The following is a 17,755-nucleotide window of genomic DNA, read 5'->3' as shown; positions in this document are numbered from 1 at the left end:
GTCACTCTGACGTGAGCGCAGCTGATGCCGGTGCGAAGAACGGCAGCAAAGAAAAATCCGCCCCCCGGAAACCGGAAGGCGGATTTTTTGTCGTTTGCTGTTGATTTACATGCGATCCGGTGCAGAAACTCCGACAAGACGCAGTACATTGGCAATAGTAGTACGTGTTGCACCAAGCAGTGCAAGACGCGCCACGGTTTGAGCAGCATCCTCAGTAATTACACGTTCAGCTTTGTAATAACTGTGGAACATCGCAGCCAGCTCATATACATAACGGATGAGGCGATGTGGAGCATAACCTTCAGCCGCAACAGCGATTTCTGCCGGGAGCTCGCCAATTTTTCGCAGCAGGTCATATTCATGCACTGCTGTCAGCTTGGAGAAGTCAATTTCAGCGTAATCAGGGATAGAAATCCCTTGCTCCTCTGCCTGACGGAAAATACTGCAAATACGGGCATGCGCATATTGAACATAGAATACAGGATTTTCATTAGAAGTAGAGATCGCCAAATCCATATCGAAATCAAGATGAGAATCCATGCTGCGCATGGTGAAGAAATAACGAATCGCATCGATTCCTACTTCCTCCATCAAATCTTCCATCGTAACCGCTTTGCCGGTACGTTTGGACATTTTGACCTTTTCACCATTCTGGAACAGGCTGACCATCTGAGCAATCAGAACCACTAGCTTCTCAGGATCATTGCCAAGGGCTGACATTGCCGCCTTCATCCGCGGAATATAACCATGGTGATCAGCGCCCCAAATGTTAATCATTTTATCGTAACCGCGGCCATACTTATCGCTGTGATAAGCAATATCCGGGGTAAGGTAGGTATATGTGCCATCATTTTTGATCAAGACTCGGTCTTTATCATCGCCGTATTTTGTCGTTTGCAGCCAGGTTGCCCCATCTTGCTCGTACACTTCTCCACGATCACGGAGCTCGTCCAGCGAGCGCAGTACTTCTCCGTTCTCATACAGCGAGGTTTCACTGAACCAGATATCGAAGTTTACACGGAAAAGACCTAGATCACGTTTGATTTTATCCAACTCTTTATTAAGTCCATAGGTCCGGAAAAAAGCAGCGCGCTCACTAGGGCTCATCTCGAGCAAGGTATCGCCCTTTTCTGCCACAAGCTCCTTCGCAAAACCCTTAATATCCTCACCATGGTAACCATCTTCCGGCATTTCTGCCTCTTGACCCAGCTCCTGCAGGTATCTGGTTTCAATGGATTTACAAAGATTAGCCACTTGGTTACCGGCATCATTAATATAATATTCCCGGGTCACCTCATAACCTGCATAATCAAGCACATTACACAGCGCATCACCGACAGCAGCACCACGGGCATGCCCTAAATGTAGGCTACCTGTTGGATTGGCACTGACGAACTCCATTTCAACCTTCTGACCTTGACCCAGATTAATACGGCCATAGTCATCCCCCTGCTCAGCAACAAGGCTGATGATTGGGTACAAGTAGTTCTTAGACAGGGTAAAGTTAATAAAGCCTGGTCCTGCAATTTCCGCTTTCTCAATAGAAGCTCTGCTCGTATCCAAATGCTCAATAATAGCTTCAGCAATCTGGCGTGGATTACGTTTAGCAATTTTGGTCAGCTGCATAGCAGCGTTCGTAGCCAAATCACCGTGCGCCTTATCTCTTGGTACTTCTAGTACAATATCCGGAACCTCTTCCGGTGCAACCAGCCCAGCATTCACAATCGCATCGGCGATGGCTTCTTTTACCCGTTCATTTACAAGCTCTAACGGATTCTTACTATGTGTCATAATTTCGGTTCCTCCTGTATATGCAAACTAATAGCGAACTTTCCTGTCAATTCCTCGTAAACGTACAAATCATATTCCCAGGCAACCGTTAAAGAGCGCCCTTCGCGCACAACTTCCAGCTTGTTCGTTTCCGTAGAAAGATTGAACTGCGTATATGGCGAGCGGTAGAATCCTGGCAGACGCCGTCCAGCTTCAAAGCTCTGCTCTGACTGAATCCCGCCATGGCGGATTAGCTTCAGTTGATTACCTGCAATCTTTATCGTTGTACGAACAGAAACTTCCTCCCCGCGAGGACCCTGCTCTAATTCTTCATATTGAATATATAGATGCGGTCCTTTGGATGTTACTTCTCCATTCGCTTCCATAACATTTCGCTGACCATCTTGAAGGCTCACGAGCGTAATAGAGACATCATATTTGTCAGACTGTATTTCAGGCATCACACGTTCCTCCATTCTGCAAGCCTCTGCATTCTGCATAAGAAAAACGTCTAATGGCAAAGCTTAAACATTTTTATATTAATCAAAGGCCTATTTCGCTTTCCCATTGTACACTATAATCCAGTTCAAAGAAGCATTTCAATACAGAATCAAGCATATCTTCATAAGCACATAAAATATTACCATATTGATGATTAAAAGCACACTTTGAACGTCCATTCTCTATGTATATCATTTACTTCGATAATATTTGCACTTACCAAGCACCTATCGGACATAAATGACCCTATACGCAGTATGATTCCATATTTGGTGCGATAACGGACTTCATAGTCGCTATTAGCCTAAAAAACAACCCATGTGAACCTCTTTCTAGAGAATAGTGTTACTGGAGTCCGAAACTCTATCCCAAAGGCCGAAAATTTGCAAATAACGTCATCTGGGTCCGTAACCCTCCGAGGATGAGGGATCTGATTAGGGCACTGATAAGGGTACTATTGAAGCAAGCAAAGATACCAACGACAAAAATACAGAGCAGCGATTCTCCAAGTATCCGGAGAATCGCTGCTCTGCTGTCTATTTGCGATTTTCACAATACATCGGAACTTATATTCTTGCACTGTAAAGAATTATTGGGTCATCACTTTCAAAGAAAACCTGCGTTCCCATGAAGCTCCGCCGTCTTTGGTCACATACAAGGAAGAGTAATCAAGCTCACGGATGGCGAGCCAGCCCTCTTTATTACTAGTGAAGGAGATTACCCCCTCATAACCAGCGAGCGCCGGAAGATTAGTCCATTGCTTACCGCCGTTATAAGAGCGTCCAACCGCCACTTTCTCTGCTGCTGGGGAAAACCCCACTAAAAAGGAGGTGCTGTTTCCCACAAGCTGCAGGTTCCCAGGTTTGCCAGCAGCTGGCCCTTTATTGAATTCAGCCTTGCCACTTCCTGGCGCAGGTCCGCCGCCCGCAGTTTCCTGAGCGATCACACGATTCCAACTTTTCCCCCTGTTCGCACTTTCATACAGCGAGTAGGAGGTCTGACTCATCCCCGTACCGCCATAGAGCACTACAGCGACCTGATCTCCCTTAGCGGAGATTTGTCCAAACTCGGGCTCGGCAAAAGCCGCCTTAAGTGAAAGGCTCCAAGTTGCCCCTCCATCTGTGGTCTTCATTACCCGATACCCGCTTCCCGGCACGATTACAACCGCCCAGCCGGTATTCCGGTCACTAAAATAAGCACCTCTTGTATTGGGTGGGGTGGAAATCTTACTCCAGCTCAGCCCCCCGTCTTTGGTGTGATACGTTGCGGCTCTCTCATAAGCAAAACCTTTCTTACTATCGATAAAATTTATTCTTTCAAAGCTGACGGCTTTGTTCGAAAGTCTCTTCCACTCCGAGCCACCGTTAGAGGTACCGATTAAATATTGAGCCTGCCCCTCCTCTACAGAAGCAAGAGCAAAGCCATGTACATTATCGGGAAAATCGAATTGTTTGAAGCTCCATTGGCCTTGATAGATCTCTTGAAAATGGCAGCCTCCGTCAGAGGTACCAATCATAAATCCATTACCTGCTGCCCGTCCGGTATTCCCTTTCAAAAACTGAACATCAGAAAAGCTAAGCGGTGTGGATATATCACCTGAGTGCTTGTTTTGCAGGGCCTGTAGCAAGCCGTGATCTCCTGTGCCGCAAGTCGCTGGTGCTGGTGCAGCCGCAGCATGTACAGAACTTACTGGTGCACTCCAGCCTGATACCATAATAAGCGTCGCCGAGAGGGCGGTTATTGTCGTCTTATGAATCTTTTTCGTCCATTTCATGATGACACCTCCTAATATGTATATACCCTTACTTACAATCCCTACTCTGTTATACCTCCAGAGATGATGGCCTATCTACCTTAAACAATCACAAAATAGAAACAATTTGTTACCCTCCATATCCCTAATGAATATCCTTCCAGATCCTTCCCCATAATATGAGAGAAAGGAGTCTGGTGCCATGACACGCGAATCAACGAATCCACCGAAACGAAAAAGCCGCTTCCGGCGTTTATTTCGGCTGCTGGCAGCCTTGATCATATTATTTGTATTAACCACCGGAGCTCTGCTCGGTTATCTATATCAAAAAGATCTTCCACCGATTAGCGATGATGTGCGCTCCAAGCTGTTTGACTCCCGGGGCAATATTCTTGCCACCTTTACCTCAGACGGCCGCAGCCGCGAACCCGTCAAATTAAGTCAAATTTCTCCCCTGCTCATTGAAGCTACACTAGCAGTCGAGGATCGTAAATTTTATGAACATTCCGGATTTGATCTGAAGGGGATGGCGCGAGCTGTTCTAGTCAATCTGGAAGAGGGAAACCGGTCGCAGGGTGCTAGTACGCTAACTCAGCAGCTCGCACGTAACCTCTACCTATCCCATGAAAAAACATGGACGCGCAAGGCTAAAGAAGCTGTCTATACGATGCAGCTGGAGATGAAATACAGCAAAGATGAAATCCTGAACATGTATTTAAATAATATCTACTATGGCCACGGTGCTTACGGCATTGAAGCAGCCTCACGGATGTATTTTGGTAAATCTGCAGCGGATTTAGACCTGGCAGAGAGTACCATGCTGGCTGGAATTCCAAAGGGACCTACCTATTATTCACCTTACAACCACATGGACAATGCTAAAAAGCGCCAGAGAATCATCCTGACCGTCATGGCCAATTTAGGCAATATCACTCAGGAAGAAGCGGGACAAGCCGTCCAGGAGAACTTAAACTTCAAGCCGCAAGGACAAAAGGATACGCTTGTAGCTGCGCCTTATTTCCGGGATTATATCCGCAATTTGGCCATAGAGTCTCTCCACATCAGTAATGATGAGCTGGAGCAAGGCGGATTAAATGTCTATACCACCCTTGACCCTGACATGCAGCATGCCGCAGAAAATGCCGTTGACAAAGAGATGGATCAAACTAGTGATCTGGAGACTGCACTTGTATCCATCGATCCTCGCACCGGTTACATCAAAGCAATGGTCGGCGGAAAAAATTATCGTACCAACCAGTACAATCATGCTTTGGCCACCACACGCCAGCCGGGTTCTTCCTTTAAGCCGATTATGTATTTGGCCGCACTCTCATCCAAAGAGATGACAGGACTTTCGGTCTTTAATAGTCAGCCAACGATGTTTCATTATGATAACAACCGCAAAACGTATCAGCCCCGAAACTTTGGGGATAAGTATCTGGGTGAAATTAATATGCGGCAAGCTATCGCAGCATCCGACAATATCTATGCTGTTAATACAATTATGAAGATCGGCGCGGATAAAGTAAGCGAAATGGCTGCGAAGATGGGCATTGACAGTCCACTTCAAAGCGTACCTTCACTGGCACTGGGCACTTCACCGATCAGTCCGCTTGAAATGGCTGCAGCTTTCGCTGTAATTGGAAACAGCGGTCAGAAAATGCCGACCACAGCCATTCTAAAAATAACCGATTCAAATGGCATGGTCCTGTATGAAGCACCTCAACCCAAAGGAGTAACCGTCGTAGAACCTGCAGCTGCCTATGTACTGACTCGTTTAATGGAAGGGGTATTCGAGACTGGGGGGACGGGCAATCGGGTGGCTTCCATAATCAAACGTCCGGTAGCCGGCAAGACCGGCACTACGGATACAGATGGCTGGATGGTAGGATTCACCCCGGAGCTATCAACGGCAGTCTGGGTTGGATACGACAAGGGGCGCGACATCGCAACTACCGACGGACGGCGTGCAGCTCCCATTTTCGCCCAATTTACTGAAAAGGCGCTGGAAAATGTTCCCCCAAAAATTTTTCCCATTCCAGATGGAGTGGTCAGCGTATACGTCAATCCGCAATCCGGTAAACTTGCTACAGCAGCATGTCCCGACAAAGAACTGGAAACCTTTATTAGTGGAACTGAGCCCACCGAATACTGCGAATTGCATGGAACTGGCGCCGCTCCTGCTGTCGATGACACACAAAGCAAGGTAAATCCTGCTGAAGAGAATCGTTCCCTATGGAAGAACATTAAACGCTGGTGGTTGAATTAGCCTCTTCATTTATATTGAAGGGGTTTTTCTTTTTTTTATAATTTATATATTGTAGTAACAACAGGATTTCTAAATTCAAATATCACTTATCGCATAAGGGATGTAACCGTTTTATTTATTATGCTTACCCCATTCTCTTAACTCACAATTACTGCTATAATAGTTATTAGAAACCAAAATATAATGATGTAAATGAGGGACATGGGATGAAGGATACAGGCATGATCCGGAGTTTAGACAGTCTTGGGAGAATTGTGGTTCCCGCAGAAATCCGTATGACGCGTAATATCGACATTGGTGATCCTATCGAATTTTTTGTTTTAGACGAAAAAATCATCGTCCTTAGGAAGTACACCTCGACAGAGTGTACATTTTGCAGAAGCCACGACCATGTCACCTACTATAAAGAGCAGTTTATTTGTAGCAGCTGTCTAAAAGAAATTGTCGATCCTGAACGCATGTCTCAATTGCCAGAGTCACGTGAGGATTTTGTTGTTGAGGCACCAGAGCACAACACCAGCATCCGAAAGTCGAAGACAGAGGAAATGTGCCAACGTCTGGAACAAGCTATTGAAGATCATCCCTATGCCAACCAAAAAGAACTTGCAGAAATCCTCGGGATTAGCCAAGCCAGAGTGAGTCAGCTCAAACGCAAGCTTAGCAGCACAAGCAAATCATAAATTAAAAAAGCTTCGACGCTCCTATTTCCGGAGGTCGAAGCTTTTTCTATATCGGATAACCCTTCTGGAGGCTCCTATACTATTCAGTCAGTGCAGCTTTAAGCTCATCTGAGGATGCATTCCACCATGTTTCATTATGAGAGATCAAAAGGGATTTGAGGGCCGATTTCTCAACGGCTCCAAGCCCTGCCACATCGATCTTGCGTTTGAGAGCTGCATCCAGCTTATTGACATGCTCAGCAAGAATTTTCCATCCGCGGCGCGCTTCTGTATCAATCCACATTTCACAGGCTGTGATTCCACCATAAAATTGAGCTTCCAATGTACGGTCTACCGCTACCCATACCACCCAAACCTGTCTTCCATTCGGTACGTCTTCACGATTCATGGAAAATTTAATTCCTTTTTCCACCTTACTCTTGGCATGCATGGCACCGATATCAATAACCGCCACATCACCATCAATAATGACAGGTGAAACGTTGTTGAGATCTATAGAGCCTGCTCCAAAGCCTTTATGTTTACTTTTAGCGTTCACAATATTTAAGGCAATCTGTTTCTTGCCCTCCGGTTGTATGTTGTCCACGAGTGCACACCCTTCCTCTTACGAATAATTTAATTTTAGCTAATAATGCGGCGATTGCAAACATATACATCCCGTAGATGCTTGTCACGGGAGGAATCACACTATGAAGTCACTGTCATTAAAGTACATCATCTTTGCGACCCTGGCCATCCTCGCGCTGCTGGGAGGAGGAATATGGGCCTTTTCAGGGGATAGCTCTACGGCTTCTGTTACTAGCTTCGCTTCAAAAGAGGCCAAGTCCTCCAGCGGCACAGCGCCTGCAGCCGTACCACAGCAGGTATTGCCTGAGAGCGCGCCCGTCCCGGCAGAGGAGGCTTTAAGCCAGCGGGTAGTCGAGTATCACATTGATGTCCAGCTTGTTCCTGACACAGAAACCTTAAAAGCTTCTGAGACAGTAACCTGGACACACCCCGGAGTAAAGCCAGTAAGTGATTTATATTTTCACATGTATCCAAATGCATTTGCCTCATCAGATACCACCTTTATGAAGGAATCCGGGGGGACGCTCAGAGGCGACAGCATGCCTGAGAACGGCTTCGGAAATATGACGCTGACCGATCTGCGCACGACAGAAGGAACTTCGCTAATGCAAAGAGTGCAATATGTCCAACCTGATGACGGCAATATCAACGATAAGACGCTCCTAAAGGTACATCTTCCTCAGCCTGTTAATGGTGGGGAAAGCGTAACACTTAAGCTTCAGTATGAAGTCCAGCTGCCCAAAATCTTTGCTCGCATGGGTGCTTCAGGTAACTTCGTTATGGCTGGGCAATGGTTCCCTAAGCTTAGTGTATACGAGCCGAGGGGCACACGCGGAGTTAAGGAAGAAGGCTGGGACCTGCATCAGTATCACGGAACCTCTGAGTTTTACAGTGATTTTGGCATCTTTAATGTAACGATTGCCGTCCCTTCCAACTATACGGTGGCTGCGACCGGATTTCCTGTAAAAAATGCCAAGCTCAAACAAGATCAGAAAATATATCAGTTCTACGCCGATGATGTCCACGATTTCGCTTGGGCCGCTTCCCCTGATTTTACAGTAGCTGAGGAAGCCTTCTCTACGCCGGAGGTGCCTGGAGTACGAATTAAGGTGTATCTCGACCCACTACACAAAGATTTAAAAGAGCGTTACCTTCAGGCTGCCAAGGCTGCCCTGACCTACTTCAGCAAATGGTATGGTCCTTATCCCTACTCTACGCTGTCTATTGTCGTCCCACCTAAGGAGGGCAACGGTGCTGGAGGAATGGAATACCCTACCCTTATTACAGCCTTTGGGGCCGCGGATTCTTCTCCAGATACCTCACTTGAAAGAACCGTCATTCATGAAATCGGCCATCAATACTTCTACGGTATGGTAGCCAGTAATGAATTCGAGGAGGCCTGGCTGGATGAAAGCTTCACTTCCTATGCCGAAGACAGACTTATGGAGCAAGAATACGGTATCAAGTCTAATTTGCCTTTACAGGCCAGCCTGGTAACTATACCTGAGCCGTTAAATCTGGAAACGTGGAAATATGCAGGGGCGGATTCCTATAGCCGAAATGTTTATATCCGCGGCAAGCTTGTACTTAAAGATATCGAACGCCAGGTAGGTACCAAAGCAATGAACAACATCATGTCCTCCTACGCTCGTAAGTTCCGTTTCGAGCATCCTGCTACGTCAGATTTTCAGAAAGTCGTTGAGAAGGTAACCAAAAAATCATGGCAGACCTATTTCGATGATTACATTTATGGTGATGGAGCGCCTGACTTCTCAGTAGATACGATTACTTTTAAAAAAAATAACAGCGGCGATGCTCCAAGCTACGAATCATTAGTGAAGATTTCAAACAAAGGGAGCCATTACGTTGATGTTCCCGTGAAATTCACATTCGCCGACAGCTCTTCGGTGCAGCGGGTCTGGAACGGTGAAGGAGCAGAGACTACGTTGCAATTGTTAAGCGATAAGCCTCTTCTCTCTGCTGAGATTGACCCTGAACATTCCATCTTATTGGAGAGCAAACATCTAAACAACTTTAGGCTGGCGGAAATAGAGCCCAAGACGCTCTCTCGCTGGACATTAAGTGTAACTAAACTAATTGAAACCGTGCTCGGAACTCTTGTCTGGTGAGGTGAATGATTGTGAGAACATCGATAACCCGCGGCTGGCAAAGCATGAAGGAGCAATTTTATATTTTAATTCTGCTCTTCATCTACCGACTGCTCTGGGGCTACTTTATGTATGGTTTCATCCGATCTGCTATTATTCCAATTCTACTGCGCTATCCGGATAAAGACGCCGGAGGCAGCGGTATGGGCAGACTGTTGTATTATATCGAGGGACAGTTCAGCTTGAATACGGACCCTGCGATACGCACTTGGTTATGGATGCTTCTGGCGCTTGTTGTCTTGCGACTTCTGCTTTCCCCTTTCATAAGGGCAGGATTGCTGCATGAGCTCCACCAGGAGCGAAAGGGCGAGCGTGGACTGTTCTTTTTCCCTGGCATGAAGATCTATGGACTACCTGTCTTAGTCTTTAGCCTAATCGAATGGGTGCTGACCCTGCTGCCGCTGTACTGGCTTGCTCCAAAAATGTACGGGCTGTTCTTATCCTCTTTGTTTAACTACGCTTTGTTACTTCATTTAGTACCATACGTATTGGCATGGCTTATATATATTTTTATCGTGCGCCTGTTTCTTCTATATATGCAGTTTGGTTACACCGGCGGTACAGGAATGTTCTCCTCCCTGTTCATCTGCTTGCGGTCACTGATTCCTGCTATAGGTGTTTCCATTGTACTTGGTGCGGGAGGCCTGCTCTTACTGCTAGTGTGCGGACTGACGGGTCTGTTCTGTCCCGGCCTACCGGCACTTATAATACGGCAAATCTCACCACTACCTTCTACGCTCTTAAAAATGTGGGGAATCTCTGCACAATATCATCTATGGCGTAGCAAAGCATTTCCACAATAAATCAACCTTATTTGACATAATAAAAAGGTCCCAATTCCTGTATTTGAACTGTGACCCGTAAGATGGAAACTTTGAAAAAAGTGACCCTCTTACGGGTCATTTTGTGTTTTAATCGAAATATCGAAATAACGGAGGAAGCCTTCATGAATAACAAAACAAGAGGAAGCTCAAGGATATTCAACGAAAATGAGATCAAACAACTAGAGAACAATCCAAATGTAGAGAACGTGACGGAAAAGAGTATTACCTATTCACCAACGTTTAAGTTGGCTGCGGTTAAGGCCTATAAGGAAGGCCAAGCCCCAATGGAGATCTTCCTTAGCGCAGGATTTAACCTAGATATTATCGGTCGCAAGAAGCCTAAGCATTGCCTAACCCGTTGGCGTAATACATATAATGCTCTGGGAGAGGCTGGACTACTAGAGGAACAACGAGGAAAAGGATCCCCGGGCAGACGACCGACAGGGGAACTTTCTACCGAGGAAAAGTTAAAACGTGCAGAAGCACGAATCAAGCTTCTGGAGATGGAGAACGACTTCTTAAAAAAGCTGGAGGCGCTCGAAAAGCAGAAGATGCAGAGGAAACGTTGACCCCCTCCGAGCGCTACGAAATTATTAACCAAACGATACGTAAGCACGGTCTGCAGCGAATGACGCGTTATTTGTGTAAGCTAGCTTGTGTGAGCTTAAGCGGATATTACCGTTGGCAAGTCGCTGAGGAAGCAAGACAGTTGCGAGAGAAGGCAGACGAACGAGACGCTTTCCTTATCAAGAAACACTATGACGCTTTGAATGGTAAAGCTGGAGCATTGGTCGTGAAGATGTGGCTGGAACGGGAGAATGGTATCATCATGAATCATAAAAAGATTCGAAGATTAATGCGAAAATATAAGCTTGTTGCTACGATCCGGCAAGCAAATCCCTATCGCAAGATGGCAAAAGCCACACAAGAGCACCAAACATGTCCCAACCTACTCAAGCGCCAGTTTGACCAAGGAGAGCCTGAGAAAGTGCTGCTGACGGATATTACCTATATGCATTATGGTAATGGACAATGTGCTTATTTATCCGTGGTGAAAGACGGGGCTACGAGACAAATTTTAGCTCACTACCTCTCTTCTTCATTGGCTATGCCAATTGTAGAACGAACACTGGAGAAACTACTTGAACGACTGGATGGCAATATTCATCCAGAAGCCCTTTTGCATTCGGATCAAGGAATGCACTATACTCACCCTAGATTCCGCCTTCTCGTACGCGAAGCTGGGTTTACACAGTCCATGTCACGGAAAGGGAACTGCTGGGATAACGCCGCCATGGAGAGCTTTTTTGGCCATCTGAAGGATGATTTGGAGTACAAGACATGTATGACTCTCTTGGAATTACGAACAAAGGTTGATGACTATATCGCCTACTATAACTCCGAGCGATATCAATGGACATTAAAAAAGATGACTCCCGATGAATTCAGGAGTCACCTATTAATTGCTTCTTAAAGGTCTTCTTTTTTCAACTTTCCACAAATACGGTCACAGTTCAATTCAGGAGCTGGGACTTTTTCTCATTACGGATAACTTAAGAGTATTTGCAAAATCGTAAAAGCTCTGTTACAATAAGTCCTGTGCTATTAGTAACAATTTTGTAATCAATTGAAACGATTCCTACATAACTAAATGTATTTATCGTAAGTGTAACTGTCGAAACGTCATTCTCTGGTGCTTAACACGCCTAATTCCTTTGCACCGGGAAGTGGGGGAACCATATTTTGGGTGAATTGATCTCGCTTTACAGGGATCATAGGGAATCTTCTACCGAACCCTTAAGCTAACCTCGCAGGCCTTGGAAGGAGTGCATCTTTTGAAAAGACATAATTTAAGAAAAAAATGCGTCGCTGCGGCGCTAGGACTTGTAATGGCATTATCTATTGGTGGAGGAAGCGCCTTTGCCGACTCTAAAATGGACTCTGTAATCTCAAAGACTATTGGAGTTGCCTATAAAACCGGAGGTACAAGCACTGCCGGATTTGATTGCTCTGGATTTACAAAGTATGTATTCAAGAATGTGGGTCTTACTTTACCTCGTACATCAAAAGCTCAATATAGCGTTGGAACTGCTGTATCCAAAAGCAATCTGCGTTCTGGTGATCTAGTGTTCTTTAACACACTTGGCAATGGAGTATCCCATGTCGGCATTTATGTTGGAAACGGAAAATTCGCACAATCGTCCTCTTCGCGTGGAGTGACCATCACTTCACTCAGTCAGGCCTACTGGGCCAATCGTTATGTTGGCGCTAAAAGAGTAATGAGTACTTCAGCTTATCAAGCTGTAGCCTTCGATTGAAACCTTCCTCACAACTATAACCTCACAATTACAACTATATGAACCTGAATCTGATTATGCCCGTAATCAAATTCGGGTTTTTCTTTATTCCATAATATATTTTTACACTATTAGAGCCCAATTGAAACACGTTTATTTGATAAAAATTGCAATTATATTAAAAATTAGGTCATTATTAACGCTTACATATGCCTTTCTACCGTAAAAATGCCAATTTTTCTGCATTAATATGTTAAAAACGATTGCCAAGCGGCTTTCTGTTTGTTACAATTAGCGCAGTGAGATTTTAGTAACATTTTTGTAATCATTAAGTTGTTATTTACAAAGGTTTTGTCATGTATTGATTACAAGCTAATCCTAATCAACAGTATGAGCCGAGTTTCCTAACTATTAGGAAAACGGGGGAACCAACTTTGGGTGAATTGACCTCCATTATATAGAGGGGTCATAGGGGACCTTCAACCGAACCCTTAAGCTAACCTCGTAGGCATTTGGAAGGGGTATACACTTTTGAAGAAGAAGTTAGCAGCAGCAGTACTAAGCTTTTCCATCATCCTCACCATCGGAGCAGGAAGCGCTTTCGCAGATTCCAAAATGGATAAAGTGATTGACAAGGCCATCGGTACTAAATACGTATCCGGCGGTATATCCACTAACGGATTTGATTGCTCCGGATTTACAATGTATGTGTTTGATAAGATTGGCATTAACCTTCCACACCAATCAGGTTCCCAATATCAAATGGGCACAGCAATCTCCCGTGATGATATAAGAGCCGGAGACCTTGTATTCTTCAATACAAGTGGCAAAGGTGTCTCCCATGTCGGCATTTATGTCGGTGAAGGTAAGTTCGCACACGCTTCTACCTCACGCGGTGTTACGATTAGCTCTCTGAGTGATAGCTACTACGTGAAACGCTACGTTGGTGCCAAGCGCATTATGAGCACAGACGCTTACCAATCGGTTGCTGCTGAATCGGAAGACAATGATGATGTGCAATAAATAACGTACATAGGCTCTTTTCCAAGGTACTCTTGGAGGAGAGCTTGTTTTTTTGTCTTATTACTTATTTACCCCTCTCATAATTTGTAAAACATTCCCCTCATATAAAGTTTCTGAGTCGAACCTCCCCCATTTTGTATATAATTAGTAATATAGCAATGTCCTCGTGAAAGGAGATCGTTGACCTTATGATAAACCCCTCGGTAACTTTTCATGTTGTTCCTATGGAGGCAATTCACGGAGAAGCTATTTGTAAGTGGAGCTATACGCCCCCATATAATATTTATGGCTGGATGCCGTGGGAGCAGATGCAGGCTCTTGGCATCGAGTTTGGTGATCCGCAGCTCCGGGAGGAACAATATATCTCCATATTAAATGAAAATAAGGTTTTGTGCGGATTCGCACAGTTGTTCCCGATGGAAGGAGTCGTCCGTTTAGGAGTTGGGATGCGCCCCGATCTATGCGGCCATGGTTTAGGCAAACTATTCGTAGATGCCATCGTCCAGACAGCCTTGAGTCGTTATCCTGATCGTGAGATAGATCTGGAAGTCCTGACCTGGAACCAACGCGCCATTCGAACTTATCAAAAATGTGGATTTACGATTACAGATACGTATGAACGCCGCACACCTACAGGAGACAAACCTTTTTATTGCATGGTCTATGACAAATGATATTAAATACCAGATATTTCATAAGAATGATTGTATTCTCGTTCATTTTTTTGTCACAAACCCTATGATAACGCTTCACCATAAGCTATAATGTAGGGAGCAGCTTACATAGAAGGGACGAATTGGGATGCAGAAATGGATCATGAGCGGTTTGTTTTTTGCCGCCTGTGCCTTTGCGGTAGTACTCATGTTTACACTTCCGGGTAAAGAAGAGGTAGCAGAAGAAAATAAGCCCACGATGCCGGTAGTTCAACTGGACGCCGCAAAGGCAGAAGCAACCGTGAAAGCCAGCTGTATCACCTGTCACGGCGATCAGCTTCAAGGTGGAGTTGGACCAAGTCTTCAGAATGAAGGCGGTCAGCATGACGCTGAGGAAATCTACAGCATCGTCACCAAAGGACGTGGCCAAATGCCTTCCTTTAAGGAGAAGCTAGCTCCTGAAGAGATCGCCAACGTCGCACTCTGGCTCTCAGAGAAAAAGTAACCAGCCAAGCAACCAAAAACGCCCGTGTATGAGATAGGTGACTATCTGTGCACGGGCGTTTATTTTATGATTTTGGCTAAACTAATGATTTTTTTCAAAGGCTTCATTAAATTCATGCGCCTCTCGAAGATCTAGAGCTGTAATCCCATCTTCTTCATTAGATTTCAGGCGCAGGGTAACTGTTTTATAATCAATCGTAATATGTGGATGGTGATCGAAGGCTTCTGAAATCGTGGCTACTTCATCAACGAACGCAATGCCCTTCATATATTGGCTGAACATATATTTTCGCACCATAACATTATCTTCCAGTTTCCAGCCCTCCAGCTTGGTGATCTCCTCACGCAGTTCCTCTTCCGTAAATAACAATTCGTTTCCTCCCTTACAAAAAATTGCAGTAAAGTGCGTAGTTCCCTTTACTTGTCTTAGGCGTTAAACAAAACATCCCTTAGCTTCTGAGGTCCAAGGGATGTGCCAGGATAAAGGCGATATTTTCGATTAAATGTATTCACAAATCCCAGCGATTATAACTCGGCTTTATCAATTTTAACACGGGCTACTAACTACGGGCAAATTACGTCCAGACGTCTCCTCTGCCTAAATCAAAACTACTGAAGCCAAATCCTCTTCGCCAACTAGAATATTAATGCGGTGCGTGTCCTTATCGTAAATAATTACGCCGCTCCCCACTTCAATCATAGGTTCATTACCCAGCGCGAAGAAAAGATCCTCAGCCAATGCTTCCCATACCTCCAGCTTTGATTCTTGGGGTAGTTCCTGCCACTCGTCCGGATCCATCTCAAAAAATAAATATCCATCGGAAATTCGTCCGACGGCTTCGGTCAAATCGGTTAGAATTTCACCGTAATCTCTACCATGCTTTACACCCACGTATATCACTCCGTTTTCTTCACAGATGAATAATTACTTACCTTATCCATTATAGCCGAAAAAATGACTTCACAAAAAACCGAATGATGTCGATAAATAAGAATATACGTTAATTCGGTTTCGCACAGAGTGCCCTGCCGCTGTTTCAAGGATGATATACGCGGCATTGTCGGAACACATCTTAAATCTCACGGACGAGGTGCAAAATGGAAATTTCAACAATAATTGGTTTAATTTTTGGTTTGGTTGCTGTAATCTGGGGCATGATCCTCAAGCACGCTCCACTTCATGCTTTGGCCACACCCGCTGCTTACGTTATTATCTTGGTGGGTACGGCAGCTTCTATTTTCATGGCCTTTCCTTTCAACGAGGTCAAAAAGATTCCAAGTCTGTTCAAAATGATTTTTATCAAAAAGAAATTAATCAGTAAACCCGAATTAATCACTATGTTCATGGAATGGGCTTCTATCACACGGCGTGAAGGTCTGTTGGCTCTAGAATCAAAGGTCGATGAAATAGAAGATAACTTCCTCAGAAACGGCATGCGGATGATTATTGATGGAAATGATCAGGATTTTGTCCGCGATGTCCTCATGGAGGATATCCACGCCACAGAGGATAGACATAAAGCAGGAGCCCTCATTTTCTCACAGGCAGGTATGTATGCTCCTACCCTCGGGGTGCTCGGGGCGGTTATCGGTCTCATCGCCGCTCTGGCTGATATGAGTGATATGAACAAACTGGCTGCGGCAATCGGGGCTGCCTTCATCGCCACATTGCTTGGTATCTTTACAGGTTACGTATTATGGCATCCTATTGCTAATAAGCTGAAACGTCTCTCCAAACAAGAAATCGAAGTTCGAATGATGATGGTCGAAGGTCTTTTGTCCATACAGTCCGGTGTATCTACTATTGCCATCAATCAGAAGCTTGCTGTATTCCTAACACCTTCGCAACGCGTTAAGTTAAATGAGAAGGACGGTGGATCAGGTGAGCAAAAAGACTAGACACGAAGAGCATGAAGAACATGCCGATGAATCGTGGCTGTTACCTTACTCCGACCTCATGACTCTTCTGGTGGCTCTGTTCATCGTTATGTATTCTATGAGTGCAACGGATGCCAAGAAATTTGAAGAGATGAGTCAGGCCTTCAGTTCCGCTCTTAATGGCGGTACAGGTATTCTTGAAGAGCGGGCAGCAATGCCTAGTAAGACTCAAGAAGATCTAGGGAAAAATGATAAGATGGGTAGCTCTACTTCCAAGAAAGCTGAAGAAGCAGAAATGGCAAAGCTACGACAAAAGGAACAAGAGGATTTAGAGAAGCTTAAGAAACAATTCGATCAATATATTAAGAGCAACGGTCTAACGGATCTGCTCAGTACGAAGCTTAATCAATCTCAGCTAATGATTACGATCAGTGATAACGCATTGTTCGCTTCTGGCCAAGCCATTGTTAAGGATGATTCGCGGCAATTAGCTAAATCCATCTCAACGATGCTGCAGCAATTCCCGGATTATGATGTAGTAGTGCAAGGGCACACCGACGATATTCCGATTTCTAATAGCAACTATTCATCCAACTGGGATCTGAGTGCGGATCGGGCACTTCAGTTCATGAAGATTTTGCTGCAGAACACAAATCTAAATCCACGCAAATTTAGTGCGATTGGATACGGCGAGTATCATCCTATTTCCGATAATGACACAGCTACCGGTCGAAGCAAGAATCGCCGGGTAGAGGTTTCCATTATTCGAAAATATCAAGAAACCAAAGAGTTTACAGGGATTGTTCCCTCTGCTGAATAAGTGATTTCGTAAGGTAATAAAAAGAGCTGTCCAAAGGTCTTAGACCCC

At 45.0% G+C, this 17,755-nt stretch carries 17 protein-coding genes and 2 riboswitches; of the genes, 11 read left to right on the top strand and 6 right to left on the bottom strand.

From position 1 onward, the window contains the following. Positions 1-105: 105 nt before the first annotated feature. From argS to NSQ66_RS00580, 3 genes are all read right to left on the bottom strand, one after another. Positions 106-1,791 (bottom strand): arginine--tRNA ligase, encoded by a 1,686-nt coding sequence (gene argS, locus NSQ66_RS00590; protein ID WP_036679944.1) that lies wholly within the window; start codon positions 1,789-1,791, stop codon positions 106-108. Beyond that, positions 1,788-2,231, bottom strand: coding sequence for a DUF1934 domain-containing protein (locus NSQ66_RS00585; protein ID WP_036679946.1), 444 nt, complete (start codon positions 2,229-2,231; stop codon positions 1,788-1,790). Before NSQ66_RS00585 ends, argS begins: the two co-directional genes overlap by 4 nt. A 629-nt stretch (positions 2,232-2,860) precedes the next feature. After that, entirely contained in the window at positions 2,861-4,045 is a 1,185-nt protein-coding gene (locus tag NSQ66_RS00580) for a sialidase family protein (protein ID WP_052096708.1), read from the bottom strand. Positions 4,046-4,226: 181 nt separating this feature from the next. Here NSQ66_RS00580 and NSQ66_RS00575 point away from each other — a divergent pair, with 181 nt between their 5' ends. Together NSQ66_RS00575 and NSQ66_RS00570 are read left to right on the top strand one after the other, a co-directional pair. After that, positions 4,227-6,293 carry a PBP1A family penicillin-binding protein gene (locus tag NSQ66_RS00575; RefSeq protein WP_038568066.1) on the top strand — a complete coding sequence of 689 codons (2,067 nt, stop codon included), beginning with the start codon at positions 4,227-4,229 and terminating at the stop codon, positions 6,291-6,293. Between the two features lie 206 nt (positions 6,294-6,499). Next, the gene (locus tag NSQ66_RS00570; protein ID WP_038568063.1) at positions 6,500-6,973 is read left to right on the top strand and encodes an AbrB/MazE/SpoVT family DNA-binding domain-containing protein; all 474 of its coding nucleotides are present in this window, start codon (positions 6,500-6,502) and stop codon (positions 6,971-6,973) included. Between the two features lie 79 nt (positions 6,974-7,052). Here the strand turns inward: NSQ66_RS00570 and NSQ66_RS00565 are convergent, their stop codons facing one another. Further along, positions 7,053-7,559, bottom strand: coding sequence for a YwhD family protein (locus NSQ66_RS00565; RefSeq protein WP_038568060.1), 507 nt, complete (start codon positions 7,557-7,559; stop codon positions 7,053-7,055). Between the two features lie 103 nt (positions 7,560-7,662). Between NSQ66_RS00565 and NSQ66_RS00560 the strand changes: the two genes are divergently transcribed. From NSQ66_RS00560 to NSQ66_RS00530, 7 genes are all read left to right on the top strand, one after another. Next, a complete protein-coding gene (locus tag NSQ66_RS00560; protein WP_076142515.1) occupies positions 7,663-9,669 on the top strand; it encodes a M1 family metallopeptidase in 2,007 nt (668 codons plus the stop codon). An 11-nt stretch (positions 9,670-9,680) separates the two neighbouring features. Then, positions 9,681-10,511: a hypothetical protein gene (locus NSQ66_RS00555; protein ID WP_038573983.1), complete on the top strand. Its 831-nt coding sequence runs from the start codon at positions 9,681-9,683 to the stop codon at positions 10,509-10,511. 143 nt (positions 10,512-10,654) lie between these two features. Beyond that, positions 10,655-12,006, top strand: a protein-coding gene (locus tag NSQ66_RS00550; protein WP_141118633.1) for an IS3 family transposase whose coding sequence is annotated in 2 segments (ribosomal slippage) — positions 10,655-11,042 and positions 11,042-12,006 — 1,353 coding nt in all. Because the reading frame shifts where the segments join, the coding sequence is not laid out codon by codon here. A gap of 219 nt (positions 12,007-12,225) precedes the next feature. Next, positions 12,226-12,364: riboswitch (cyclic di-AMP (ydaO/yuaA leader) on the top strand. 57 nt (positions 12,365-12,421) lie between these two features. Then, positions 12,422-12,850, top strand: a complete 429-nt coding sequence (locus tag NSQ66_RS00545) for a C40 family peptidase (RefSeq protein WP_052097401.1) — start codon at positions 12,422-12,424, stop codon at positions 12,848-12,850. A 362-nt stretch (positions 12,851-13,212) separates the two neighbouring features. Continuing rightward, positions 13,213-13,355: riboswitch (cyclic di-AMP (ydaO/yuaA leader) on the top strand. A 44-nt stretch (positions 13,356-13,399) separates the two neighbouring features. After that, complete coding sequence (locus tag NSQ66_RS00540; protein ID WP_232061490.1) at positions 13,400-13,852, top strand: C40 family peptidase; 453 nt, start codon at positions 13,400-13,402, stop codon at positions 13,850-13,852. Positions 13,853-14,040: 188 nt separating this feature from the next. Continuing rightward, a complete protein-coding gene (locus NSQ66_RS00535) occupies positions 14,041-14,526 on the top strand; it encodes a GNAT family N-acetyltransferase (RefSeq protein ID WP_076142534.1) in 486 nt (161 codons plus the stop codon). A 127-nt stretch (positions 14,527-14,653) separates the two neighbouring features. Continuing rightward, positions 14,654-15,010, top strand: a complete 357-nt coding sequence (locus tag NSQ66_RS00530; RefSeq protein WP_036679962.1) for a cytochrome c — start codon at positions 14,654-14,656, stop codon at positions 15,008-15,010. Between the two features lie 81 nt (positions 15,011-15,091). On the opposite strand, the gene NSQ66_RS00525 is transcribed toward NSQ66_RS00530, so the two are convergent. Together NSQ66_RS00525 and NSQ66_RS00520 are read right to left on the bottom strand one after the other, a co-directional pair. Next, on the bottom strand, positions 15,092-15,379 hold the full coding sequence (locus NSQ66_RS00525; protein ID WP_036679964.1) for a 4a-hydroxytetrahydrobiopterin dehydratase: 288 nt from the start codon (positions 15,377-15,379) through the stop codon (positions 15,092-15,094). 228 nt (positions 15,380-15,607) lie between these two features. After that, positions 15,608-15,901, bottom strand: coding sequence for a hypothetical protein (locus NSQ66_RS00520; RefSeq protein ID WP_036679966.1), 294 nt, complete (start codon positions 15,899-15,901; stop codon positions 15,608-15,610). A gap of 206 nt (positions 15,902-16,107) precedes the next feature. Here NSQ66_RS00520 and motA point away from each other — a divergent pair, with 206 nt between their 5' ends. Together motA and motB are read left to right on the top strand one after the other, a co-directional pair. Beyond that, the gene (motA, locus tag NSQ66_RS00515) at positions 16,108-16,908 is read left to right on the top strand and encodes a flagellar motor stator protein MotA (protein WP_036679967.1); all 801 of its coding nucleotides are present in this window, start codon (positions 16,108-16,110) and stop codon (positions 16,906-16,908) included. After that, positions 16,892-17,707, top strand: coding sequence for a flagellar motor protein MotB (gene motB / locus NSQ66_RS00510; protein WP_036679969.1), 816 nt, complete (start codon positions 16,892-16,894; stop codon positions 17,705-17,707). Before motA ends, motB begins: the two co-directional genes overlap by 17 nt. Positions 17,708-17,755 lie beyond the last annotated feature (48 nt).

Origin of the sequence: Paenibacillus sp. FSL H3-0329, from assembly GCF_037963285.1 — a bacterium.
Taxonomy (GTDB): Bacteria; Bacillota; Bacilli; order Paenibacillales; family Paenibacillaceae; genus Paenibacillus_AQ; species Paenibacillus_AQ odorifer.
Note: the sequence above shows the minus strand (reverse complement) of the source record. Positions and strands in the feature narration are given on the sequence as shown.

Coding starts and splice junctions, on each gene's coding strand:
- argS (WP_036679944.1), bottom strand. CDS start 1,791: ATGACACATAGTAAGAATCCGTTAGAGCTTGTAAATGAACGGGTAAAA.
- NSQ66_RS00585 (WP_036679946.1), bottom strand. CDS start 2,231: ATGCCTGAAATACAGTCTGACAAATATGATGTCTCTATTACGCTCGTG.
- NSQ66_RS00580 (WP_052096708.1), bottom strand. CDS start 4,045: ATGAAATGGACGAAAAAGATTCATAAGACGACAATAACCGCCCTCTCG.
- NSQ66_RS00575 (WP_038568066.1), top strand. CDS start 4,227: ATGACACGCGAATCAACGAATCCACCGAAACGAAAAAGCCGCTTCCGG.
- NSQ66_RS00570 (WP_038568063.1), top strand. CDS start 6,500: ATGAAGGATACAGGCATGATCCGGAGTTTAGACAGTCTTGGGAGAATT.
- NSQ66_RS00560 (WP_076142515.1), top strand. CDS start 7,663: ATGAAGTCACTGTCATTAAAGTACATCATCTTTGCGACCCTGGCCATC.
- NSQ66_RS00545 (WP_052097401.1), top strand. CDS start 12,422: ATGGCATTATCTATTGGTGGAGGAAGCGCCTTTGCCGACTCTAAAATG.
- NSQ66_RS00535 (WP_076142534.1), top strand. CDS start 14,041: ATGATAAACCCCTCGGTAACTTTTCATGTTGTTCCTATGGAGGCAATT.
- NSQ66_RS00530 (WP_036679962.1), top strand. CDS start 14,654: ATGCAGAAATGGATCATGAGCGGTTTGTTTTTTGCCGCCTGTGCCTTT.
- motA (WP_036679967.1), top strand. CDS start 16,108: ATGGAAATTTCAACAATAATTGGTTTAATTTTTGGTTTGGTTGCTGTA.